Origin of the sequence: Polyangium jinanense, assembly GCF_028435265.1 — a bacterium.
Lineage (GTDB): Bacteria > Myxococcota_A > Polyangia > Polyangiales > Polyangiaceae > Polyangium > Polyangium jinanense.
This window is the reverse complement of the sequence record NZ_JAGTJK010000064.1, coordinates 1-22,572: the sequence shown is the minus strand read 5'-3', so window position 1 is coordinate 22,572 and position 22,572 is coordinate 1. Positions and strand designations below refer to the sequence as shown.

The 22,572-nt window shown below is 68.6% G+C and carries 16 protein-coding genes; 9 read left to right on the top strand and 7 right to left on the bottom strand.

Annotation, left to right across the window (positions count from 1 at the left end; all coding sequences use genetic code 11):
• The gene (locus KEG38_RS48220; protein WP_272427714.1) at positions 1-3,477 is read right to left on the bottom strand and encodes an Npt1/Npt2 family nucleotide transporter; all 3,477 of its coding nucleotides are present in this window, start codon (positions 3,475-3,477) and stop codon (positions 1-3) included.
• 179 nt (positions 3,478-3,656) lie between these two features.
• Complete coding sequence (locus tag KEG38_RS48215; RefSeq protein WP_272427713.1) at positions 3,657-4,556, bottom strand: 1,4-dihydroxy-2-naphthoyl-CoA synthase; 900 nt, start codon at positions 4,554-4,556, stop codon at positions 3,657-3,659.
• A gap of 238 nt (positions 4,557-4,794) precedes the next feature.
• Between KEG38_RS48215 and KEG38_RS48210 the strand changes: the two genes are divergently transcribed.
• Together KEG38_RS48210 and KEG38_RS48205 are read left to right on the top strand one after the other, a co-directional pair.
• The gene (locus tag KEG38_RS48210) at positions 4,795-5,946 is read left to right on the top strand and encodes a hypothetical protein (protein ID WP_272427712.1); all 1,152 of its coding nucleotides are present in this window, start codon (positions 4,795-4,797) and stop codon (positions 5,944-5,946) included.
• Positions 5,946-6,758, top strand: a complete 813-nt coding sequence (locus KEG38_RS48205; RefSeq protein ID WP_272427711.1) for an MXAN_2562 family outer membrane beta-barrel protein — start codon at positions 5,946-5,948, stop codon at positions 6,756-6,758. The genes KEG38_RS48210 and KEG38_RS48205 overlap by 1 nt, the downstream gene beginning before the upstream one ends.
• Before the next feature lie 7 nt (positions 6,759-6,765).
• On the opposite strand, the gene KEG38_RS48200 is transcribed toward KEG38_RS48205, so the two are convergent.
• Positions 6,766-7,584, bottom strand: coding sequence for a hypothetical protein (locus KEG38_RS48200; protein WP_272427709.1), 819 nt, complete (start codon positions 7,582-7,584; stop codon positions 6,766-6,768).
• Positions 7,585-7,659: 75 nt separating this feature from the next.
• Here KEG38_RS48200 and KEG38_RS55885 point away from each other — a divergent pair, with 75 nt between their 5' ends.
• Positions 7,660-10,098: a pentapeptide repeat-containing protein gene (locus KEG38_RS55885; RefSeq protein WP_272427708.1), complete on the top strand. Its 2,439-nt coding sequence runs from the start codon at positions 7,660-7,662 to the stop codon at positions 10,096-10,098.
• Position 10,099: 1 nt separating this feature from the next.
• On the opposite strand, the gene KEG38_RS48190 is transcribed toward KEG38_RS55885, so the two are convergent.
• Entirely contained in the window at positions 10,100-10,420 is a 321-nt protein-coding gene (locus KEG38_RS48190; protein ID WP_272427707.1) for a transcriptional regulator, read from the bottom strand.
• A gap of 104 nt (positions 10,421-10,524) precedes the next feature.
• Between KEG38_RS48190 and KEG38_RS48185 the strand changes: the two genes are divergently transcribed.
• Entirely contained in the window at positions 10,525-12,507 is a 1,983-nt protein-coding gene (locus KEG38_RS48185) for a hypothetical protein (RefSeq protein ID WP_272427706.1), read from the top strand.
• Here the strand turns inward: KEG38_RS48185 and KEG38_RS48180 are convergent, their stop codons facing one another.
• The 3 genes from KEG38_RS48180 to KEG38_RS48170 all read right to left on the bottom strand — a co-directional run bounded on the left by KEG38_RS48180 (position 12,508) and on the right by KEG38_RS48170 (position 15,837).
• Complete coding sequence (locus KEG38_RS48180) at positions 12,508-12,672, bottom strand: hypothetical protein (RefSeq protein WP_272427705.1); 165 nt, start codon at positions 12,670-12,672, stop codon at positions 12,508-12,510. It lies immediately after the preceding gene.
• Between the two features lie 899 nt (positions 12,673-13,571).
• Positions 13,572-14,693, bottom strand: a complete 1,122-nt coding sequence (locus KEG38_RS48175; RefSeq protein ID WP_272427704.1) for a hypothetical protein — start codon at positions 14,691-14,693, stop codon at positions 13,572-13,574.
• Positions 14,694-14,712: 19 nt separating this feature from the next.
• Positions 14,713-15,837, bottom strand: coding sequence for a PEGA domain-containing protein (locus KEG38_RS48170; RefSeq protein ID WP_272427703.1), 1,125 nt, complete (start codon positions 15,835-15,837; stop codon positions 14,713-14,715).
• Positions 15,838-16,036: 199 nt separating this feature from the next.
• Here KEG38_RS48170 and KEG38_RS48165 point away from each other — a divergent pair, with 199 nt between their 5' ends.
• The 5 genes from KEG38_RS48165 to KEG38_RS48145 are packed head-to-tail and all read left to right on the top strand — an operon-like array spanning position 16,037 to position 22,361.
• Positions 16,037-16,957, top strand: coding sequence for a hypothetical protein (locus KEG38_RS48165; RefSeq protein WP_272427702.1), 921 nt, complete (start codon positions 16,037-16,039; stop codon positions 16,955-16,957).
• A gap of 43 nt (positions 16,958-17,000) precedes the next feature.
• Entirely contained in the window at positions 17,001-17,546 is a 546-nt protein-coding gene (locus KEG38_RS48160) for a hypothetical protein (RefSeq protein ID WP_272427701.1), read from the top strand.
• Positions 17,547-17,554: 8 nt separating this feature from the next.
• A complete protein-coding gene (locus KEG38_RS48155; protein WP_272427700.1) occupies positions 17,555-19,432 on the top strand; it encodes a hypothetical protein in 1,878 nt (625 codons plus the stop codon).
• A 39-nt stretch (positions 19,433-19,471) separates the two neighbouring features.
• Complete coding sequence (locus KEG38_RS48150) at positions 19,472-20,944, top strand: sigma-54-dependent transcriptional regulator (RefSeq protein WP_272427699.1); 1,473 nt, start codon at positions 19,472-19,474, stop codon at positions 20,942-20,944.
• A 52-nt stretch (positions 20,945-20,996) separates the two neighbouring features.
• Positions 20,997-22,361, top strand: a complete 1,365-nt coding sequence (locus KEG38_RS48145) for a TolC family protein (RefSeq protein ID WP_272427698.1) — start codon at positions 20,997-20,999, stop codon at positions 22,359-22,361.
• Positions 22,362-22,572 lie beyond the last annotated feature (211 nt).

Sequence of the window (22,572 nt, the reverse complement as noted above, 5' to 3'; positions counted from 1 at the left end):
TCATTCGTCGTCGTCCCAGCTCCGACGCGCCGCCGCCGCGTCGCCCTCGGGCGGCGGTTTTTCTCCCGTCGGGTTCGAGCTTTTGCGCAGCCGCGCGAGCTCGTCTTCCGCCATCGAGAGCCGGCGATCCGCCTCGCGTAGCCGGCCGCTCACCACGCGCAGGACGCCCATCGCGATCTCGGCCGTGTCGTGCACTGCAGCGCTGAAATCCTCGCCCGACACGCGCAGGAGCTCCACGGGTTCGAGGCTCACCGCCGTCGCGGCGCGGGGCTCGCGATCGATGATCGACGTCTCGCCGAAGACTTCGTTCGCACCGAGCCGCACGACCTCCTTGCCCTCGACGCGCAGGCTCACCGAGCCCGAGATGATGAAGTAGAGCGCGGCGCCCGAATCGCCTTGCCGGAAGATCACCTCGCCGCGCGGCAGGCCGAGCACCTCCGAGGTCCGCGCAAGGCCCACGAGCTCATCGCCCGAGATCTTCGAGAGGATCGGGACACGCTGCAAAAAGAGGACTTTTTCGATCGTCGTGTACATGCCGTCTCCCGCGTCGATCCCGCTCCGCCCCGTCCTCGCAAAGTACGCAGCCCACCGCGCGACGACCCGATCCGGATCCGCCGAAAGGGCCCGGAGTTTTTCCTCCGCGCCCTCGGCACGCGTCTCGACCACCGCGATCGCCGCAGCCTCGCGCACGAGCGGATCGGGCGCGTCGAGCGCGACGAGCGCGTCCTTCGCGCACGCCTCGATCCGGTGCGCCGCGACCGCTTCGAGCACGAGCGCGGCGCGGTACGGGTCGTTCGACTGGAGCTCGGATCGCACGAAGGTCACGACGTCGTCCGTGCTCGGAGCCGCGCCGCCGCGCGGCAGGCCCTCGGCGAGCTCCAGGTAGCGCTCGAAGAGCGCGACGAGCCGCGCGCCGCGCCGGCGATCGAGCAGCGATTCGAGCACCTCGAAGGCGTTCGCCCGGAGCGAGCGATCCTTGCCGAAGACGTGCGTCCGCACGCCGGCCACGACCTCGCGCGGGTAGACGAGCTCGCAGAGGCGCAGGATGCGGATGAGGCCCTTGCGCAGGCGGCGCTCGACGTGCGCGTCGAGCAGCGGGCGCGCGAGGCGAGGGCGGACCAGGAGGTAGGCGTCACGCTCGCGCTCGTGCGTCTGGGCTTCGCGTTCGATGCGCTCGCGGATGGGCTCGAGCGGCGCAGGCGGCGCACCAAGCGCGAGGCGCAGCCGCGAGGCAGAGGCGAGCACCTTCTGCCTGACCCGGTCGTCCGGTTCGTCCACCCGATCGAGCAGCGCGGCGAGTGCGGCGCTCGTGCCGATCCGCGAGAAAAGTCGTGGGATCGCGAGGCGCACGGTCGCATCCGCACCCGGATCGGAGAGCGTCGCCACGAGCCGCGGGATCGCGCGATCGCCGAGCGCCACGATGGCATTCGACGCGGCCTTCCCGAGCGTGTGATCGGCGAGCGCTTCGCAGAGGAGCGGCAAGAGCTTCGGCGCGGCTACCGTCGCCGAGGCCGAGAGCGCAGCCTTTCTGACGGCCGGATCTGCGTCGGCGAGCAGCCGCGCGACCGCGCGTTCGAGCTGCGGTTGTCCCACCAAACCAAGCACCCGCGCGGCCGTCACGCGCTCGGCGGGATCCTCGCTGTCGAGCAGATCTCGCAGCCTCGGCGCGCCTTCCAGCATCCCGCCGAGCCCGCCGTGACGGAGCAGCGCCGCGATCGACGCGGCCCGCACGGCCTCGTCACCCCCTCGCGTCGCGAGCGCGCAAAGCTCCTCGTGTGCGTCTTCGCCGAGCGCGTTCGCCAGGAGCTCGACCGCGATGCCTCGGACCTCGGGATCGGTATCTTCGAGCCGTTCGCGGGCCAGCGTCGCGGCGTCGGGGTGCCCCACGGCGCGGGAGGTGCGGAGCGCCGCGGCCCGCACGCGCGACGAGACGTGCCGCGTGAGCGCGGGCAGCGCCTCGCGGACGCGCGCCGGATCGAGCTGCCGCAGCCGATCGAGGGCGAAGAGCACCTGCGGCGCATCGAGGCTCGACAGCGCCCCCGCGAGCGCGGCCACGGCCCTGCCGCCGCGCTGGGGCATCTCCGGCGTGAGCTTGCCGCGCAGGAGCGTCCCCTGCATCGCCTCCACGTAGCCGCGCCGCACCGTGAGCAGGAGCGGCAGGATCGTGAGGCCGATCGGCAGCGTCACGTAGCCGAGTTTCGCCGCGGCCGTGATGAGCGAAGCTCCCGGCTGTGCTTCGTTCGCCGAGGGGCTGAACGCGAGCAGCAGCGCCGCGCCGACGCCGCAGCCGAGAGGCTTCATGATCGCGGACGCGAGCGTTCGCACCCGATCCCGGAGCGCCGCGGGGAACGGGAAGAACAGGATCTGCAGCGTCACGTCGAAGATCGAGAACTGCAGCGCGTTGTCGCTCGCCTTGAGCACCGCCGCGAGCGGCATCGAGGGGAAGGCGAGGAGCAGCGTCGTGCTCGCGAGGAACGCGATGGGCATCGTGGCCGCGCCGCCGAGCACGCCCGCGCGATCGAGCATCCGCGGCGTGACCACGAGCTGGACGAAGAGCCCGACGATCCCGATGACGCCGTAAAACGTGCCCATGAACCGCGCGAGCGAATCGCGGTCCGGGTACGACGTGCGGGCGATCGCCTTGAACTGGTAATCGCCGACCGTGAGGATCGTGTAGACGACCAGGATCGTCACGGCGAGGGCGCCGACGTACCGCGAGTTGAAGAGCGGCGTCTGCTCTTGCTTTTGCGCGTTCGGCCGATCGTCGGCGCGGCTCCGCGAGGTCGTGCCGTGCCTTCGCGCGACGATGCGGCAGAGGAGGGCCACGCCGAGCAGGGCCGCGACGAGCACGAAGATGAGGTTTTCCGCGCCGATGATGGGCGCGATCGCGCCCGCGCCGAGGCCCGAGACCACCGTGCCCGCGATGTGCCCCGCGCCGATCAACCCGAAGATCCGCCGGGCGCTGCGCGCGTCGTAGAGGTCCTGCGCGATGCTCCAGGCGAGCATGCCGGTCAGGTTCGCGATGACGTCGGCCCAGATCGCGAAGATCAGGTACGCGGGCCCGATGTCCTCGCCGATGAGCACGCGGAGCAGGACGTAACTCGCGGCCGCGCCGAGCGCGAACACCGCGCCGAAACGCGCGCGCGGCAGCTTCCGGAGCCCGCGCTCGTAGCCGAAGGCCACGACGGCCGAGACCACGCCGTACGCCATCCACATCGGCGCGATCCACGTGACGGGAAAACGCGTCAAAAAGAGCGCGTCGCGCGCGGTGCGGCCGACGACGAGCAAGAGGGCGGACAGGAAGAGCAGCGTCGACAGGAGCACGACGCGCTCGACCTCGGCCCGGCTGAGGGCGATGCCGAGGAGCGACGACGCGGCGGCGTGGCGCGCTTTGTCCCGGTTCGTCGCGACGGTCCCCTGGCTCGGGCCTTCGTGCGGCAAGGACGGGGATGCGGTCGGGACGGGAGGTTCGGCCACGTGGCGTGAAAGGGTAGTATACCGTAACGAGACGGTCGCCTTGGTAGGCCATGGTGGGCGCCCGGCTCCCGATGTCGGGGCAGGCCCGAGCCCGGCTGTTCGTGTTCAGGACGACCGGGCGAGCGCGACTGTGGCAACTGGGGATACGTTTTTCGCGACGAACGCGCCGTGACGCGCCGTCAATAATGCCAGGGGAATTTCTTGTAATCGGGTTTGCGCTTTTCCAGGAACGCGTCGCGGCCCTCTTCGGCCTCCTCGGTGCCGTAGGCGAGCCGCGTCGCCTCGCCGGCGAAGAGCTGCTGGCCCACGAGGCCCTCGTCCGGGAGGTTGAAGCCGTATTTCAGCATTCGCATCGCGGTCGGGCTCTTGCCGTTGATGAGCGCGCCCCATTCGAGCGCCACCTTCTCCAGGTCCTCGTGCGGCACGGCGGCGTTCACCATCCCCATCGCCGCAGCCTGCTCCGCCGTGTAATCGAGGCCGAGGAAGAAGATCTCCCGCGCCTTCTTCTGCCCGACCTGACGCGCGAGCAGCGCCGATCCGTAGCCGCTGTCAAAGCTCGCCACGTCGGGATCCGTCTGCTTGAACCGCGCGTGCTCCCGGCTCGCGAGCGTCATGTCGCAGACGACGTGCAGGCTGTGCCCGCCGCCCACGGCCCAGCCCGGCACGACGGCGATCACGACCTTCGGCATGAAACGAATGAGACGCTGCACCTCCAGGATGTGCAGTCGGCCGAGGCGCGCCGCGTCCACCTCGCCGGCCTCGCTCCCCTCGTATTTGTACCCATCCTTGCCGCGAATTCGTTGATCGCCGCCCGAGCAGAAGGCCCAGCCGCCGTCCTTCGGCGAGGGGCCGTTGCCCGTGATGAGCACGCAGCCCACGTCCGACGTGATCCGCGCGTGCTCGAGCGCCGTGTAGAGCTCGTCCACCGTCTTCGGCCGAAACGCGTTGCGCACCTCGGGCCGGTGGAAAGCGATACGCACGGTGCCCTGGTCCACGGCGCGGTGGTAGGTGATGTCCGTGAACGAAAAACCCGGCACCTCGCGCCAGCGCGCGGGATCGAAGATCGCTGAGACGGTCATGGAATCGAGCCTCCTCGCGGCCGCGACCCTACACGTCCCCCGCGGCATCCGCCACAGGCCCTCGCGCGTGTTGTCAACTTGTCACGCGTGGCGCATCCGTCCGGCCAACTCGTCACGCGGAGGGCTCCGTCCGGATGGAATCGCCCGCGCGCAGCAGGATTTGCTCCGTGGCACGAGCTGTGCTCAAACACGCGGGATGGATACAGCTTCGTCGGGTCTTTTGGACGGGAGGCGGCGCATGTTTCGCTCGGCGTGGGCAGCGCTTTTGGTCGCGGCGGGGGGGCTCACGAGCGGCGCGGCGGAGGCGCAGACGGTGGCGCTCCAGTCGCAGCAGCCCGTCGTCCGGACGCCCCAATCGGACCATACGGCCACGCCCTGGGACATCAACCGCGAGGAGTGCCTGGACCCCGAGGACACCTTCACCTTCAACCTCACGTTCTCGGGGTTCACGAGCTCGTATTCGTTCGAGGTCTGGGGCACGACGACGGCAGGGATCGATTGCAAGGATCCGATGCAACGCACCGGCGCCGCGCCTCAATGCTTTCAGCTCAATCCATCGGAGCTCCCTCAAGCGAACCCCAAGGACAACATCGGGAAGGTCGTGCTGACGGCGCAGGAGATGGTGGCCGTCGATCAGGACCCCGACGTCCAGGCCTGCGCGGAGAACAGCATCACGGGGGCGGAGAAGGCGCTCGCGGTGCATTTCATGCTCTTCGGGAGCGGCTCGGTGGTCGCCAGCGCGACGTGGTCGAAGACGAAACTCGACCTCTGGGGGCCCGCTGCCCCGAAGAACGTGTCCCTGACGCAGGGGGACGGTGGCTTCGAGGTCGACTTCGATCCTCCGACGGACACCGATTTCGCGGGCGTCGCCGTGTATTGCGCCAAAGGAAACGCCCTCTTCCCGAGCGGTCAGACCATCAATGGCGGCGCGGGGGGGAGCGGGGGCGCGGGCGGGAGCGGGGGCGCGGGCGGCGCGGGGGGGAGCGGGGGCGCGGGCGGGAGCGAGAGCGCGACGTGCACGAGCCCCTTCGCCGCGGGGCAGCGGCCCGATCCCACGTGGACGCCTTGTGGCACCACCAGCAAGGTCTCCGATCTGGAGAACGGCGTCACCTACGCGGTCGCCGTGGCGGCCAAGGATACCCGTGGCAATGTTGGACCGCTGTCCGAGGTGCACTGCGTGGCGCCCATCCCGGTCGACGATTTCTTCGAGGTCTACAATCAGCTCGGCGGCAAGGGCGGTGGCCTCTGCTCCGCTTCGGCTTCGCCCAGCTCCCGGGCCGCGGGGCTCTTCGGCGGCGCGGTCGCCCTGTCCGCGGTCGCGTTCGGCTTGCGACGGCGCAGGAGACCGCAAAGAGGCGGACGCGGCGCCGGCAGCGAGGGGGCGTCGTGATGCGGACGAAGATTTTCGCTTCGGCGCTCGTCGCCCTCGCCGCGCTGCTCGCCGCCGAGGGCGCGGAGGCGCAAACGACGAGGCGGATCCGCGATTCGAACTGGCGACAGAGCGAGCGCGGGAGCGTGCAGCAGGGCAGCCCTCAGCGGTTCGCGCTCGAGCTCCGCTTTGGCCCTTATTATCCGGCCGTCGACGACGAGTTCGGCGGCGATGGCCCGTACAGCAAGTTCTTCGGCGACAAGGGCCGGTTCCATTTCGGCGCCGAGTTCGATTGGCAAGCGCTGCGCATTCCCTGGGTCGGCTCGCTCGGACCTGGCATCGGCCTGGGATACACCTCGGCGTCGGGCAAGGCCTTCCGCGAGGGGACGTACGACGCGCCCGACGGGGCGTATTATTATGACGATCGGCGCGTGGGCGAGACGTCGCTCACCATTCTCCCGATGCACCTCTCGGCCGTGCTCCGCTTCGACGAGCTCTTCCGCCGCACCGGGATTCCGATCATTCCTTATGGCAAGATCGGCTTCGGTGCGGGCCTCTGGTGGGTCGACGTCGGGGATGAAACGGCAGAGGTCGGGACCGGCGATGACGCCGTCAAGGGCCGCGGATTCAGTTATGGCGTGCACTGGGCGCTCGGCGGCATGCTCGCGCTCGACTGGCTCGGCCGCCGCTCGATGGCCGCGCTCGATCAGGAGTCGGGCATCAACCACGTGCACCTTTTCGGCGAGTGGACGAACCAGAACCTCGGCCTCGGCGCGAATCAAATGAAGGTCGGCACCTCGACCTGGACCGTGGGCCTCACGCTCGAGATGTGAACACGCGTCAGGGGGTTTCGAGGGCCCCGGGCGTATACACGAACGGCTTTCCGTTCGCGGGATCGACGAGCCCCTCGGTGTACGCCTTGATCTTGGCGTCGCCGAGGAGCTCGGACCAGTGGCGGATCCGCGCTCGGGCGCGGTCGATCTCGGGTGTTTGGATGCTCCACGCCCTCGCCCGGAGCAACGCGTCGGCGTAATGGCGGACCAGGGCGGCCTCGGTCGCCTGGAGCCAGTTTTCCCGCGCGGACTGGAACATCTCCTCGCGCCTCCGGCGGAGCTCCTGCGACATGGAAGCGAGGTTCGGATCGCCGCTCGTCGCGGCCTTGTCGAGCAACTCTTCTTCTTTGTCGGTGTAGAGTTTTACGCGGGGCGGCTCGGCGCCCGCGAGGCGCTGACGCAGGACGTCGTAAAGGGCGGCTTGCTGGATGCGCGCGCGGATCGAAACGACGCGGGGCTCGGGGCGCACGGCGAGCCAATCGAATTCGCTGCTGAGGCTGTGGACCACGGCGAAATCGTCGTCGTACGCCTTCTTGACCTCCATGATGTTGCCCGCGTAGGGCTCGATCGCCCGATCGATATCGAGCCGCCGGGGGATTCTCTTCACGATCGCGGCGTACACGCACGCGGGCTCGTTCTCGTCCTCGGCCTTGCCGGGCGGGCAGGCGGCGTCGGGAGCTTCGGCTGCAGGCGTGGTCTCGGGGGCGGGATCGGCGGGGGTGTTCGTGGTCGCCGCCGGCGCCGCCACGCGTGGCTCGGAGGGCGTGGGTGTGGCGCAGGCCGTGGCGGCGGTCGTGAGTGCGGCGAGGAGGAAGGAGCGTCGCACGATGAGCCGAGTATACAGCTTGACGCCGCGTGCGTGCTGGGCGAATGCAATTTCGTGGGCAGCGATCTCTACGATGTGAGCATTCGATCCTACCGGGAGTGGACGCGCGACGAGGCCGAGCGGCGCGCCCTCGCGCTCGGGCCGAATATCGAGACGGCGGTGCGCTTCTTCGACGAGGAAGGTCCCTTCGTCGAGGCGCGATTCCACGTGAAGAGCATTCACCCTGATGCGCCGATCGCGTGGGATCACGGCTTCGTGGTCCGGCTCTTCGACGAGGCCGTGCTGGAATGCGAGGCGCCTGCGGGCGAGACGTTCGGCTACGAATGCACGCCCCTCGCCCGCGAGATCCAGACCCTTTGGAAGATGAAGTTCGAGTTCGACAAAAAGAAGAAGCTCCCCGTCCTCGTCGCGGACGTCCTCGTGAAGCAGCGCGGCTCCGGGCGCAATCGCAATCCGATGGGGGACACGGCGGAGTTCGTCGCTTTCTTGCCGAAGCGGCTCGCGCCGAACATCTCGAAGCTAGGACATTTCGCGTCGCGTGCTTGGTCCGGGCCCACGTGGAGGCAATGTGAAGACGAACCGAGGACGAAACGGCCGCGGTTCGCGCATGTGTTTCCTGTTCGCCGCTCGTTCGTCCTGGGAACGTCGCTGGAATCCGCGATAGGCATCGTGCCCCGCGCCGAGGGAGGCGTGTATGTGCTGACCCCGCTGCTCCTCGCCGCGGTTTCGCGGAACGGCGAGGTCACGCCCGTGTTCGAGGTCGGAGCGGTGAGCGGGGGCGCCGTCGCGAAATCGATCGCCGTGGATAGCGCGGGGAACGTGTGGATCGGCACGGCCAAGGGATTGGTCCTGCGCGAGCGCTCGGGCGAGGTGACACGTTTCGGGGCGAAGCACGGGATCAAGAGCGCGGTGGGCGTGGCGATCGGGCCGGATGGACGGGTCTTCGCCGGAGGAAAGGACGGGCTTTTCGTCCGCACGGAGGCGGGAGGGTCGTGGTCGCTCGTCCATCCGGACCTCGAGGGCGAGGATATTCGAACCGTGCATGCCGGCGAGGACGGCACGATATGGGCGACGAGCCTCCGATACGTGTGGAGGGTTCGTCCGGATGGAACCCTCGACAAGATGGGCAGCCGGCAGGGCATCGGTAGCATCAGGCATGTGATTCCGCTCCCGGACGGCTCTGCCTGGGTCATCCCCACCCTCGGGGCCGTCGTCCGCGTTGCCGCGACCGCCCCGAGCGCGACGCCTTGCCCGATCGCGCAAAACCTGGCCCCCGAGGGAGTTTGGGAGGGGGTCGTCAGGAAAAACGGCGCTTCGGTCCTCGTCACGGGAACGGCGCACGTCCTTCGCATCGAGGAGGACGCGGCGCCGCGTTGCTTCGTTTTCGAGAATACCTGCGAGGCGCTGCGCGAGGAGAACATATGGGTCCCCTACGTGTGTCTTTCCCACGAGGGGGACGTGTTCGTCGCGACGGCGATGGGGCTCTCGATCGCGCGGGCCGAGGATCTCGCCGCGGCAACACAAACGACGCCGCTCAATGCGGATCTGCCGCACTTCGCGCATATCGAACCGGTTCGGCTGCAGCCGGGGAGCGACGAGGCGTCGGGTGGGGACGTCGTCGATTTCCAGGGCAAGAACGTCGTGCTGACGGGCACGCTGGGGACGATGATGCGCGCGGAGGCGGAGAAGCTGCTCGTGGCGCACGGGGCGGTGCTGTCGGATTCGGTCGGGAAGAAGACCGATTACCTCATTGCAGGGGCCAAGGCCGGGAGCAAGCTGGCGAAGGCGGAGCAGCTTGGCGTGAAGGTGCTCGGGGAGGATGCGCTCGTCGCCTTGAAACAAGGGAAAGCGGCGCCGGCCGCGAAGGCCGAGGCAAAAGAAGCGAAGCCCGCGAAGGCGCCGCCGCGCAAGGAAGCGGCCGATCTTGCGCGGTTGTTCCCGCTTTCCGATCAGCCCGGCGCGCCCGCGGGAAACCTCGAGCGTGGCCTCATGCGGAGCCTCGCGGAGTCGAGCGTGCCGATGACGCCAGCGCAATGGAAGAAGCTCGTCGCCAAACACAAGAAGTTCCTGGATGCCGGCGGCGCGGGCGGAGTGTTCCATTCGCTGGAGGCGAGTGGCCTGGTCATGGCCGTGTATGCCGGCGGGTCGGGAGGGAAGCGGGACGATCAGGCGAGCTTGCAACGCCATCGGCTCCCGCCCGATTTCGACGCGAAAAAAGCGCGCCTGCCCTGGGCGAGCGGCTGCAGCATGATCGCGGAGAAGGTGGATTTCTCCGGCGCTGATCTCTCGCACGGCAATTACACCGACTCGTTCATGGCCGGCGCGCGTTTCGACGGCGCGAAGCTCGCCGGCTCGGATTTCTCGCGCACGGACTTCACGGGCGCGAGCTTCCGTGACGCGGATCTCTCGGGCGCCGATTTCGAGCACTGCGATCTGCGCGGCGCGGATTTCACGGGCGCAAAGCTCGCCGGCGCGCGGTTCCCGGGCGCGAAGCTCGACGGCGTCATCGTCTGATTCAGGGCTCGACGAAGAATTTCGGCGCTTCGATCCGCTCGCCTTTGCAACGCGGGCAGCGGCTCGGGCGGCCGAAGGCGCGGCGATCCTCGAAGACGTATCCACAGCCGAGGCAGGTCGCGGGGCTCACGCCGAGGGCGCTGCCTTGCCCGGCGAGCGAGCGGGCGACGTGTTCGAGGTGGGCGAGTACGTCCTTCTCGCGGAGCCCGAGCGAGATGGCGAGCGCGCGCGCCGTGGATCGACCGGACCGCAATGCTTCGAGCAGCGCCTGCCGCGTGGTCTCGGCGCGCTCCTTGGGTACGGGCGGCTCCTTTTCCTTCATACGACGACAATTCTACAGGAAGAGCGCACGGAAAGCACGGTCCTCCGTGGGGCGGGCGGCGAGGAAATGCCGGGACGCCCTGATTTCCTGATAGAGTAGGGCTGATGAAGCGCTCGCTCTTCCTCCTCGTCCGGGCCGCGATCGTCGTGGGCCTCGGGCTCGGTTCGGTCGCATGTTCCTCGAACGCCGAGGAGCCGCTTGATTGTCCGACGATCTCGCCGCCCGCAGGCGCACCGAAGCTGCTCGGGGCCGATTGTGATCCGCTGGTCCCGACGCAATGCGGCTATCCGTTCCCCTCGAACGTGTGGCTCGAGGACGATACGAGCAGGCCGACGGGGAAACGCGTGGCGTTCGGCGCGACGACACTCCCGGTCGCGGCGGGCCACGGGCCGCTGGATCCGGAATGGTGGGCGCCGAGTGATGGGTTTTCCCCGGGGCAGCCGGCGTTGACGCACCTGCCGGGTGCGACGATCACGGGATTGCCGACGCAGGATTCGATCGAGCTCTCGCTGTCGGACACGTCGCCAACCGTGATTCTGGATGCGGAGACGGGCGAGCGGGTGCCTCATTTCTCGGAGCTCGATCAAAGCCTCGTGACGGAGGCGGACGAGGAGCGTGCGCTGCTCGTGCGGCCGGTCGTGCGTCTCGCGGACGCGCGGCGGTACATCGTGGCGATCCGGAACGTGGTGGACGCGGGCGGCAAAACCATTGCGCCGTCCCCGGCGTTTCAGGCGCTCCGGGACGGGACGGGGTCGTGTGAGCCTTCGGTCGAGAGGCGGCGCGAGCTTTACGGCGATATCTTCGCGCGGCTGGAGAAAGCGGGGATCCCGCGGAAGGATCTTCAGATTGCGTGGGATTTCACCACGGCGAGCCGCGAAAACAACACGGCGGGGCTCGTGGCGATGCGGGACGACGCGCTCATGAAGGTGGGCGCGGAGGGGCCGGAGTACACGCTGACGAGCACGGAGGAGTTCACGGAGGAGGAAAACCCGCGGATCTGGAGGCGGCTCGTCGGGATGATGAAGGTGCCGCTGTACCTGGACGCGCCGGGGCCGGGGGCGTCGCTCGTGCGGGGGGACGATGGTTTGCCGAAGCAGAACGGCTTCGCCGAATACGAGTTCGTGGTGCACGTGCCGCACGCGGCGAAGCAGGGGCAGAAGCTCGCGCTCATCCAGAATGGCCACGGGCTGCTCGGCTCGAAGTTCGAGGGGGGCGACGGATACCTCGGGGAGCTCGCGAATCGGCACGGATACGTGGCCTTCTCGGTGGATCTCGTGGGCATGGCCAGCGAGGACGTCCCGAGCATCACGGACGCGCTGGTGACGGACGCGGGGGCGTTCCGGAAGAGCGTGGACCGGCAGCACCAGGGCATTCTGAACAGCCTTTTGGCGATGCGAATGATGTCGGGCCGCTTCGTGAACGAGCCGCTCTTGCAGGTGAACGGCGAGAGCGTGATCGACCCGGCGCAGCGATTTTACCGCGGCGATAGCCAGGGCGGGATCTTCGGGACGACGTACATGGCGCTCTCGACGGACGTGATGCGTGGGCTCGTGAGCGTGCCGGGCATGCCCTACACGATGCTGCTGGATCGGAGCACCGATTTCGCGCCGTTTTTCCTGTTCCTGAAGGGCGCTTACGGGACGGGCCGGAACATTCAGCTCGTGGAAGGGCTGATGCAGATGTTGTGGGATCGAACGGAGCCGAATGGATACGCGCCGTACATCCGGGAGAACATGCTGCCGGGGACGCCGGCGCATGATCTTTTGATTCACGTGGCGATCGGGGACTACCAGGTGTCGCCGCTCGGAGCGCACATCCTGGCGCGGACGGTGGGCGCGAAGAACCTGGCCCCGGTGAATCGAACGATCTGGGGTGTGGACGAGGCGCCGGCGCCGCTGTCAGGGGCGGCGATCGTGGAGTACGATTTCGGTTTGCCAGAGGCGCCGAAGACGAATACGCCGCCGAAGGGGGAGGATGATCCGCACGGGAAGGTGAGGGCGCTCGATGCGGCTTATTCGCAGAGCGATGCGTTTTTCCGGACGGGGGTGATCAAGCCGTTCTGCGAGGGGGCGTGTAATCCGGAGTGATCAGGGGGCGCAGAGGCCGCTCTCGCATTTCTTGTTGTAACACTCGATGAGCTGGGTACACGGGTCGCCCGGCCCCTTGACGCAGGTTTTCTGACCATCGCCATCCGGATCTGCACATTGATTGCTTGCGCAGTTGCCGTTGACGGAGCACGGAAGGCCCAGCATGCTCTCGCAGCCTCCGCCTCCGTTGCACGCAAGGTTGTCGGCGTGCAGGCAAGATTCCCCGTTGCCGAAGGAGGGATCCTCTTCGTATTTAGGTGTCCATTCACAAAGGCCAAGCGTTCCGGGCCGATTGCAGCTTTTACAAGGGGCGTCGCACGCATTCGAGCAGCAGACCCCCTCCGCGCAGTAGCCGGTTAGGCAGTCGCTTGGACCGGCGCAGTATTGGCCCTGCGCACACCTGGGACAAAAGTTACCGCCGCAGTCGACATCCGTTTCGTCGCCATTCTTCTTGCCGTCGCTGCAGCGAAAGCAGCTCTTTGTATCGGGATCGCAGAAGCTGCCGCTCGGACCGCAATCGGCATGCGTCAGGCACTGGACGCATGCCCCTTCCGCGTCGCAGAGCTTACCGCTGTTCATGGTGCAAGGAGTGCCCTGCGCCTCGACGACAGAGACTTCCCCGCCCTTCCCATCACATTGCGCCTGCTTACAGTCCCCTTCGGGCTGAGGGGTTACCGATGTTCCTGCCGCAGCGAGGGTGCGCGTGCATATCCTTGCGGCACACGTCCACTTCTCGCATGCCGTGGAGGTTCCACAGTCGTCGACGCTGATGCAACCTACACACTGGCCGTCGCCGTCGCAGACGCCAAGGGGACACACTGCGTGCCCTGCAGAGGGGCGCTGCGTGCAGACGTTCGCCTCACAGGTCCAGAAGAAGCAAAGCGGTGATTCACCGCAGTCGGAAGGCACGACGCAGGCCCGGCAGTTTGCGTCCTCGCATACCTTCTCGTACTCGTCGATGCCAAGGGCGAGGCCGCATCCGACGATCATGCCGGCGAGAAGAATGGCCAGCGGGATCCGGATGGAGCGCATCGGGGCACCCTTCAGGGCAAGGGCTCACGCTCTCAAGGAGCGCATACGCCGTTCGTGCATGTATTATTGAAGCATTCACCAGGCTGATTGCACGAATCGCCGGGGGCCTTCACGCAGGTCTTTTGGCCGTTACCGTCAGGATCGGCGCAGCGGAGACTTGCGCAATCACCGTTACCGGTGCAGCTGGTATTGAGTGCCTGCAAGCAACTCGCCGCTGCGCTGCAAGCCAGACCATCAGCGTTCAAACAGGACATCCCGTTCCCGTAGGAGGGGTCCTCGCCATATTTGTCGATGGGGTTGCACTCGCCAATAAAGTCAGGCAGATCACACGCAAGACAGGGACCACTGCAAGGAGAACTGCAGCATACCCCATCTGCACAATTGGCAGTCGTGCAGTCTCCTGCGATATTGCAAGTTTTGCCCTGCGTGCATTTGGCGCATCGATCGCCCCCGCAATCGATATCACCCTCGTCCCCGTTCTTGATCCCATCCATGCAACTGAAGCATGTATTGGACTTCGTATCGCAATAGACCCCGGCGACCCCACAATCCGCATCCGTATTACACTCGACGCAATTCCCCTCGCCGTCGCAGCTCTTCCCACCCCCCACGCTGCAAGGCGTCCCCTGCGCGGCAGGCATGCTCATCGGCGTCCCGCCCACGCACGACGAAAGCTGACACTGCGTCGACGGCACGTCGCTATCGTCGTTCGCCGTCGTCTCCTCGCCGTTCCCGTCGCACTGGATCTGCTTGCAATCCCCCGGGACCTGAGCGGGTACCGGCGTGCCGGACGGCGCGAAGGTCAGGGTGCAGACGCCGCTGTTGCACGCGAACGGCGCGCAGTCCGACGGTTCCCCGCATTGCTCCGGGCTCGTGCAGCCGGTGCATTGGCCGTTCGCGTTGCATTTCAGCGCGTTGTTCACGCCGCACGGCAGACCCGCCACCTTCACATGCGCGTTTGGCTGGCCTTCGCAGCCCTCCACCGTGCACGGGTCGCCGTCGTCCGCCGCGAGCTTGCATTCGCCCTTCAGCGCCGTGCTCTCGCCGTTGCGTTCGATGTCCTCCGCCTCGTTCGAGCAGCCAGGGCCCTGCAAAAGGCCGATCATCGCCATCGGCAAGAGCAAGATCCACGTCGCGCGATTCGTTCGCCGCATGTCCCGGTTCTCCAGTCCCTCAGAACGAGCCGACCACCATGCCGCCCGTCTGGCCCGCGCCAAAAACCGGGACGACGTTCACGCCCATGAGCTTCCGGCCGAACGGCGTGCGCGGCAGCAAAAACAAGCCCAGCGTGCCGATCGCCGCCACGCCGCCAATGATGTACCCCGCCATCGCCCCGTTCGCCGCCGCGTCCTGCGACGACAACGTGTCCTTGAGCTTCGCGCACGCCCCCGCGTTCGGCGCAAACCCGCCCGCGCCGCACAGACCCGAGGTCGTCGGCGTCGTTCGCCGCAGGACATCGAGCTGCTGATCCGCCTCGTCGCTCTTGCCGTTCGCCATCACCGTCAGGCCCACGCCGAGCCCGAGCCCGAGCACCGTGAGCCCTGCGCCGCCGATCATCCCGTACGTGCGCCACTTCGGCGAGGGCAACGGCGGCGGCTTCGGCTCCTCCTTGGGCTTCTCCGGCTCCGCCTTCTCGGGCTCCGTGGGCAGCGGCGCCAGCGCGAACTCCATCTCGCTCTCGGTCGCCGGCGCCACCGCGAGCAGTTCCTTGCCCGGGTCGAAGCCGAACTTCTTCACCTCGATCTCGTGGCTGCCCGGATCGACGAAGATCGGCGCCGCGAGCGGCGTGCGGCCCGCGGCGCGCCCGTCGACGACCACGTCCGCGCCCTCGACGTTCACCTTGATGTAGAGCGTCCCGAGCTTGAGCTTCGCCTCGTCGAGCAGCTTCTGCGCCGCCTGCTTCTCGATCGCCGTCGCCGACTTCGCCTCGCGCACGTAGAGCTCGAGGTGCTCGGCCGCGTCACGCGGCTTGCCCGTCTGCAGCTCCGACTGGCCGAGGATCAGGCCGTAGGCCGGATCGGGCTTCAGCTTGAACGCGGCGAGCGCCGCGTCCCGCGCCTTGTCCCACTGGAAGGCCTTGTGCGCCTTCTTCGCGTCCTCGAACAGGCGCGTCGACTCCTTGTCGGCGTCCGCCGGCGACGGAGCCGGCGTCGGCGTCGGCGTCGCGGGCGCCGCGGCGCCTTTGTCTGGCGTCGCCGGCTTGCCCGGAGCGCCCTGCGCCCACGCGGCCGGCGTGCTGGTCCAGACGCCCGTCACGAGCAGGCCAGCTGCCCACCATCGCCCTCGTCGCATCGTCATCGCCCCTCGGCTCCTTGCTTCCGGCGCGCATTGGACCAAACAAGAGGCCTTTCCCTCAAGCGTAAAGTTTCGATCCGGACGCGGTCCGCGCCGCCCCGAGGGGGCCAGGCCCGCGCCCCGCGCGGAGGCCGAAGCCGGTATCGCCCCGGCGCGAAAAGTCGAGGCGCTCGGAAGGCGAGCCAACATCGTTGGTGCACCAATGAAAATGACCCCCGTGCAGCGAGAGACGTTGACCGACGGGACGGTGCGCTTGCGCGGCAGTTCCTGCGCGTATCTGTTCACGCGCCCGAGGCCGAGGGCCACGCTCGTCACCATCACCGGCCGCGACGTCGACGAGCTCGGGGACGCACCGACGGCCGAGGTTGACGCCGAGATCCAGCGCTTCGGCGCGCCCCTCCTGCTCTTCGTGGACCCGAGCGCGGCCACGAGCGTCGCGAACGCCGTGGCCGACCGCTGGACGAGCTGGTTCGCACGCCGCCGCTCGGTCCTCGAGCGCGTCGACATCCTTGTGAGCTCCCGCTACCTGGAGCTCACGGTCGCCTGGAGCCGCCATTACTCCGGCGCCGGGGACCTGATCCGCATCCACAACGACCCGGCGCGTTTCGACGTCCTGCTCGCGTCCGCGGCCCCCGGCGCCCAGCGCCCTGCTCCTTCGCGTTTCACGGAGCCGGCGGCGCCGATCCAGCGCACCCGCGCCGCGGACGGCGCCCTCGCGCTTTCGAGCCTGGGCCTCACGTTCGGCCTTTCGAGCCCCGGGGACGGCGCCCTCTACACGACGATCCGCGGCGTCGATCGAGGTCAGCTCGGCGGCATGCCCTTCGACGAGATCTTCGCGCGGATGCCTGCGTCCGGCGCGCCGATCACGCTCTTCGTCGACACGCGTGGCGCCTCCGCGCCGGCCGAGATCGTACGCGACAGCTGGAGCGCATGGTTTTCCGCGGCCCGCGCGCGGCTCCGGCGCGTCTTCGTGCTCGTCGACTCGGGCGCCGTGCGGTTCAACGTGGCCATGGCGAAACACGGCTCGAACACGGACGCACTCGTCGCCATCCATACCGATCCCGGGGATTTTGCGCGCGCGGCGCAGAGCCTTTTGCCCGGTTTCGTTCTTCCGCCGGTCTGACGTGAAACTAGCTCCCTCGGCAGGACCGTGTTCCAATCGTGGGATGCGCCGCTCGCTCCCGCTCGCGCTTGCCGGGCTTTTGATCGGCTCGTTCGCCTCGGCCGAGGAGTCGACCTCGAAGACGCCGCCCCCCGCAGGCGCGTCCGCGCCCGCCGCGCCCAGGGCGCCCGTGAAGAAGGCCCGGAAGGCGAAGAAGGCGAAGAAGCGTGATCCGAAGGCGCCCGTCGCGAGCTCGCCGAGCTTTCAAATTCTCGCGAGCGGCGTGAGCCGCGTGTGGATCGAGGTCAGCGAGAAGGTCGACGTGACCGAGCACAAGGCCGAAGGGCGGATCGCGTACCGCTTGAAGGGCGTCGTGGTGCCCACGCGGACGAACCGCCTGCCGCTCGAGACGATGTTTTTCCAGACGCCCGTCGGTCGCGTGCTGCTCGTCGAGCTCGACGACGGCGACGTGGATCTCGTGGTCGAGCTGAAGCAGCCGAGCACGCCGAGTTACAAGCTCGTCGAGACGGAAGGCGGCGTGACGCTGCAGGTCGATTTCCCGGCGTCCGCTACGTCGAAGCAAGCTCCCGCCGAAGGGGCGACGCGCTGAACCGACGCGTGGTCGCCGCGGCGCTCGGGTTCGCCGCATGGATTTCGGGGACGCCTTCGCGCGGGCAGGACAAACCCGGCGTGCAGCGCGAGGTGCAGTTCCGCGCCGACGAGGCGCGCGCGGATCCCGAGCGTGGCGAGGTCGAGCTCGAAGGCGGCGTGGTCGTGACGTACGACCGCTTCCGGCTCACGAGCCGCAAGCTCGCGATCACGCTCGGCCCGAGCGCGGTCGAGATGCGCGGGACGGCGAAGATCTTGCACTGCCCTTGCAAGGATCCGCCCGTTTCGCTGGAGATCTCGGGGGCGCGGGCGACGGGGCAGGGGGACCTCGAGCTCCGATGGCCGCGGCTCTACTTCGGGCCCATCCCGGTGTTCATTCTGCCGTGGCTCCTCGTGCGGCCCGCGGATCGCGTGGGGCTCTTGCCGCCGCGGTTCGCGATGCGCGGCGACGACGGCGCGCTCCTCGGCGCAGGCGCACGGTTTCCCTGGCGCGGCGCGGACGGGAAGTTGCGCGCGGTCGAGCTCTACGCGTCGGGATACGTGCAGGGAGGCGTGGAGCTCGGCGCGCGGATCGAGGGGCCCACGATGACGGGGCGGTTCACGTGGGATCGGCTCCGGCAGGATCGGTTCGTCGCGGATACACACGGGTTCGTCCGGACGGACGCGCGGCCGGACGTGCGGATCGCCTGGGATCTGGATGCAATCCGGGGTGCGCGGGGGCTCGTGGCGACGCCCTCGCTCACGGCGGCGGCGCAGCCGTTCGACGTGGGCGCGGCCAGCGTGACGATGCAAGTCTCACCGGGTCGAGGCGTGGGCGCGATCCTCGGGACCGGGCTCACGGCGAGGGCGCGGCGTGGGGAAGGGCCGATCGTTTGGGGTCCAACGGCGTTCGCCGGGGCCTCGGGCGCAGTGGGGCGACGCGGGAGCTGGGAGGCGAACACGGCGCTGGCGATGCTTTCAGGGCAAACGAATGCGCCGTATGCGCGCGCCGAGGCGGGGATCGAGGTCGCGCCGCGGCTCGGGCCGCTCTTCACGCGGGCGCGGCTCGGGACGCGGGCGCGGCTCGCGGGGCCCGAGGGCGCGCCGATGGCCTGGGACGCCGTGGCCGAGGCGCGGGGCGAGGCGTCCGTCACCCTGGAACGGTCGTTCGGCGAAGCGAAGGACGCGGCCCCGCTCGTGCACCGCATCACGCCGCGGCTCGAAGCGCGTGGCGCGGTCGCGCAGGGCGCGGGAACGTTTTTCCAGGCGATACGGCCGGATCTCGGGCCCGTGCTCGGGCTCGCGGCGCTCTCCGTGTCGAGCTCGATCGGGAGCGCATTCGGCAGCTCGCTCGAGGCCGAGGTCAAGGGCGGGTTCGTCGCGACGAACACGGGCACGAGCGCGGTCGGGTGGGCGAGCGCGGAGGGCACGTACGGGGCCGTGAGCGCGCGGGTCGAGGCGATCGCGAGCAAGGGGAGCGTGGAGCTCCCGGACGAAGCGGGGGATGGAATTTCTGCGCTCGCGGAGCTACGCGTGGGCCTGGAGGACAAGACCACGGTCCTGCTCGACGTGTACGGGCGCGCGGCGGGAACGGGCGCGCTCGCGCGTTCGCTCGGCGGCGGGCTCCTGCTCGGCGACACGATCGGGATCGTGGCGGAGCGCGGGCTTCTTCTGGGCCTGGGTTATGCGAGGCCGCTCTTCGGCGGCGTCACCGGGAACATCCGCGCCGACGCCGACGTGTGGACGAGGGCCCTCGTGGGCATGGGCGGCGCGCTCGCGTATCGGCATCCGGACGGGTGCGTGGCAGTCGAGGTCGGCGGGAGCCGTCGCGCGGGGCGAAAAGGCACGGACATCTGGGTTTCGGTCGACCTCGTTCCCCCGCTGCCGACGCGGCCCGTGCCGCGTTGACTTGCACGCGGAGGATTCGAGCGCGACCATGGCAGCGACGTGCCGAGCGAGACGACGCAAGGGGCGACCAAGGCGCCGAAGGCGCACGTGATGGTGGTCGACGACGAGCCGGCGCTGCGTCGCAGCCTGGCGCGCGTGCTCCTCGCCGAGGGCTTCGACGTGATGACGGCCGAGGACGGCGCCGCCGCACTCACGCTGCTCTCGACGGCGCGCGCGGTCGACGTGGTGCTGCTCGACGTGATGATGCCCGGTCCGAGCGGCATGGAGGTGCTCGCGCGGATCAAGGAGCAGCACCCCGAGGTCGAGGTCGTCATGATGACGGCGTTCGGCGACATCGACACGGCCGTCGCGGCCGTGCGGCAAGGCGCCTACAACTTCCTGACGAAGCCGTTCGGCCCCACGGAGACCGTGGCGCTCGCGCTCATGCAGGCCGCGGAGCACAAGCGGCTCGTCGATCGAACGCGCGTGCTCGAGCAACGCCTCGTGGAGCACGAGCGGTTCGGCGAGCTGATCGGCCGCTCGTCGCGGATGCAGGAGGTCTACCGGATCGCGCTCGGCGCAGCGCCGACCACGTCGACGGTGCTGATCCTCGGGGAGAACGGGACGGGCAAGGAGCTCGTCGCGCGCGCGATCCACCAGCACAGCCTGCGGAGCGACAGGCCGCTCCGCGCGATCAACTGCGGCGCGATCCCCGAGACGCTCGTGGAGACCGAGCTCTTCGGCAGCGTGCGCGGCGCATTCACCGGCGCGCAGGATCGGCCGGGGCTCTTCGAGCTCGCCGACAAGGGGACCGTGTTCCTCGACGAGATCGGCGATCTGCCGCTGAGCGCGCAGGCGAAGCTGCTCCGCGCGCTCGCCGAGGGCGAGATCAAGCGCGTGGGCGCGACGCAGCCGAAGACGGTCGACGTGCGCGTGATCGCCGCGACGAACGTGGACCTGAAGGAGCGGATCGCGTCGGGGCGTTTCCGGGAGGACCTTTATTATCGGCTCGCCGTGATCCCCGTGCATTTGCCGCCGCTCCGGCAGCGAAAAGAGGACATCCCGCTGCTCGCGTACCACTTCTTGCACAAGTACGCGCGGCGGAGCGGGCGCGACATCAAGCGGATCGGTGTCGAGGCGCTCAGGCTCCTGCGCGAGCAGCCCTGGCCGGGGAACGTGCGGCAGCTCGAGAACGCGATCGAGCACGCGGTGGTGATGGCGCGCGGGGACTCGATCCTGCCGACGGATCTGCCGTTCGGGCGAGACGAGGCGCACGTGGAGGAGGACGGGGCGGCGGGGGATACGCGGGCGTTCTGGGGCGATACGCTGTCGGAGCTGCCGTTCACGCAGGCAAAGGAGAAGGCGGCGTTCGCGTTCGAGCGCGCCTACGTGGAGCGGCTGCTCAAGCGAACGGGCAACAACGTGAGCGAGGCGGCGCGGCAAGCGGGGATGGATCGCTCGAATTTCCGGCGACTCATGAAAAAGGTCCGCACGGCCTCGGACGACGGCGTGGGCGAGGATGACGACGTGTGATGTCCGCGAACACGGTTGCAGCGAGCGAGCCCCTGTGAAAAAGAGCGCGGACATGGCGCAGCGGTCGATCCGGCGATGGCTTCTCGGGGCGGCCCTTTCCCTGGGCGTCGCCGCCTTGCCGGCGCCCGCGGAGGCCAGAGAAAAGGTCGTCTACGACCTGCGGCAGATCCTGGAGATCGCCGAGCGAAACCATCCGAACGTGCTCGCGGCCCGGGCGCGTCTCGCGCAGGTGCGCGCGCAGCTCGACGAGGCCCACCGCGCGCCGTTCAGTCAATTCCGCATGAGCGGCGGCGTCGGTCTAGCGCCGACCGTGCTCGGCAACAACGTGTTCAGCCCGAACACGGACGTGTCGCTGACGAGCAGTCTCGGGCTCGCCTGGAGGGCCAGCGTCGACGGGGTCGTGCCGCTCTGGACCTTCGGCAAGATCACGAACCTGTGGGACGCAGCCGAGGCGAACGTCGAGGTGAACAAGGCAAACGTCGAGAAGGAGCGCGACGCCGTGCGCCTCGACGTGCGCCGCGCCTATTTCGGCCTGCAGCTCGCGCGCGACGGCGCGCTGCTCCTCAAGGACGTGCGCAGCGCGATCGACAAGGCCATCGGCAACGTGAAGAAGTCGATCGAGGAGGACGAGGGCGATCCGATCGAGCTCTTCAAGCTGCAGACGTACACGGCCGAGCTCGAAGTGCGCGAGGCCGAGTCCGCGCGATACATGACGGTGGCGCTCGCAGGTCTCCGGTTCTTCACGGGGATCGCAGATCTCGACATCCCCGACGCGCCGCTCAAGCCGCCGAAGCACAAGCTCGGGCACGTGTCGCGGTACCTGACGGCAGCGCGGCTGCATCGGCCGGAGCTGGCGATGGCGCGGGCCGGGGTGCAGGCGCGGCGCGCGCAGGTCGAGGTCGCGCGGGCGCAGCTGTTCCCCGATATCGGGCTCGGTCTCAACGCGGGCTATGCGCGGGCGCCCGAGGTGGCGAACCAGATCAACCCGTTCGGCGGGGATACAGCGAACTTCTTCTGGTACGGCGCAGCCGTCGTGTTCCAGTGGAAGCTCGATTTCCTGCCGCAATCGTCCCGCATCCAGTTCGCCGAGGCGCAACTCGAAGAAATGCGCGCGACGGAAAAATACGCGCTCGGCGGCGCAGGGGTTGAGGTGGAGACAGCCTACGCCGAGGTGATCGACTGGCAGAAGCGCGTGGACGCGTACGCAAAGGCCGTGTCGTACGCCCGGAAGTGGCTGGTCACGGTGCAGCAGGGGATCGACGTGGGAACACGCGAGGAGAAAGACGTCCTCGACCCGGCGAAAGCGTTCGCGACGAACCGCTTCAGCCTGATGAACGCGACGATGGAGCTCGATCTCGCGATGAGCCGGCTCGCCAAAGCAACCGGCTGGGACGCGATCGCGCCAGACGGGCTCTGACTCATCTGGGAAGCGCTGAGCTGGGGCGTTGCCCCAGGCCCCACCAGGGGCTGTCCGCCCCTGGACCTGGACCAGCGCAAGCGCTGGACCCGGGGTCGATGAACTGCGCGATGCGCAGTTCATCGAACAGGCCGAGGCAAGACCAGCTACGACCCTGCCAAACCAAGACAGACGCGCTGTCGTTTCGACTGGCAACGCTGTTCCTGGTCTT

Coding starts and splice junctions, on each gene's coding strand:
- KEG38_RS48215 (WP_272427713.1), bottom strand. CDS start 4,556: ATGACCGTCTCAGCGATCTTCGATCCCGCGCGCTGGCGCGAGGTGCCG.
- KEG38_RS48210 (WP_272427712.1), top strand. CDS start 4,795: ATGTTTCGCTCGGCGTGGGCAGCGCTTTTGGTCGCGGCGGGGGGGCTC.
- KEG38_RS48205 (WP_272427711.1), top strand. CDS start 5,946: ATGCGGACGAAGATTTTCGCTTCGGCGCTCGTCGCCCTCGCCGCGCTG.
- KEG38_RS48190 (WP_272427707.1), bottom strand. CDS start 10,420: ATGAAGGAAAAGGAGCCGCCCGTACCCAAGGAGCGCGCCGAGACCACG.
- KEG38_RS48185 (WP_272427706.1), top strand. CDS start 10,525: ATGAAGCGCTCGCTCTTCCTCCTCGTCCGGGCCGCGATCGTCGTGGGC.
- KEG38_RS48180 (WP_272427705.1), bottom strand. CDS start 12,672: ATGCTGGGCCTTCCGTGCTCCGTCAACGGCAACTGCGCAAGCAATCAA.
- KEG38_RS48175 (WP_272427704.1), bottom strand. CDS start 14,693: ATGCGGCGAACGAATCGCGCGACGTGGATCTTGCTCTTGCCGATGGCG.
- KEG38_RS48170 (WP_272427703.1), bottom strand. CDS start 15,837: ATGACGATGCGACGAGGGCGATGGTGGGCAGCTGGCCTGCTCGTGACG.
- KEG38_RS48165 (WP_272427702.1), top strand. CDS start 16,037: ATGAAAATGACCCCCGTGCAGCGAGAGACGTTGACCGACGGGACGGTG.
- KEG38_RS48160 (WP_272427701.1), top strand. CDS start 17,001: ATGCGCCGCTCGCTCCCGCTCGCGCTTGCCGGGCTTTTGATCGGCTCG.
- KEG38_RS48145 (WP_272427698.1), top strand. CDS start 20,997: ATGGCGCAGCGGTCGATCCGGCGATGGCTTCTCGGGGCGGCCCTTTCC.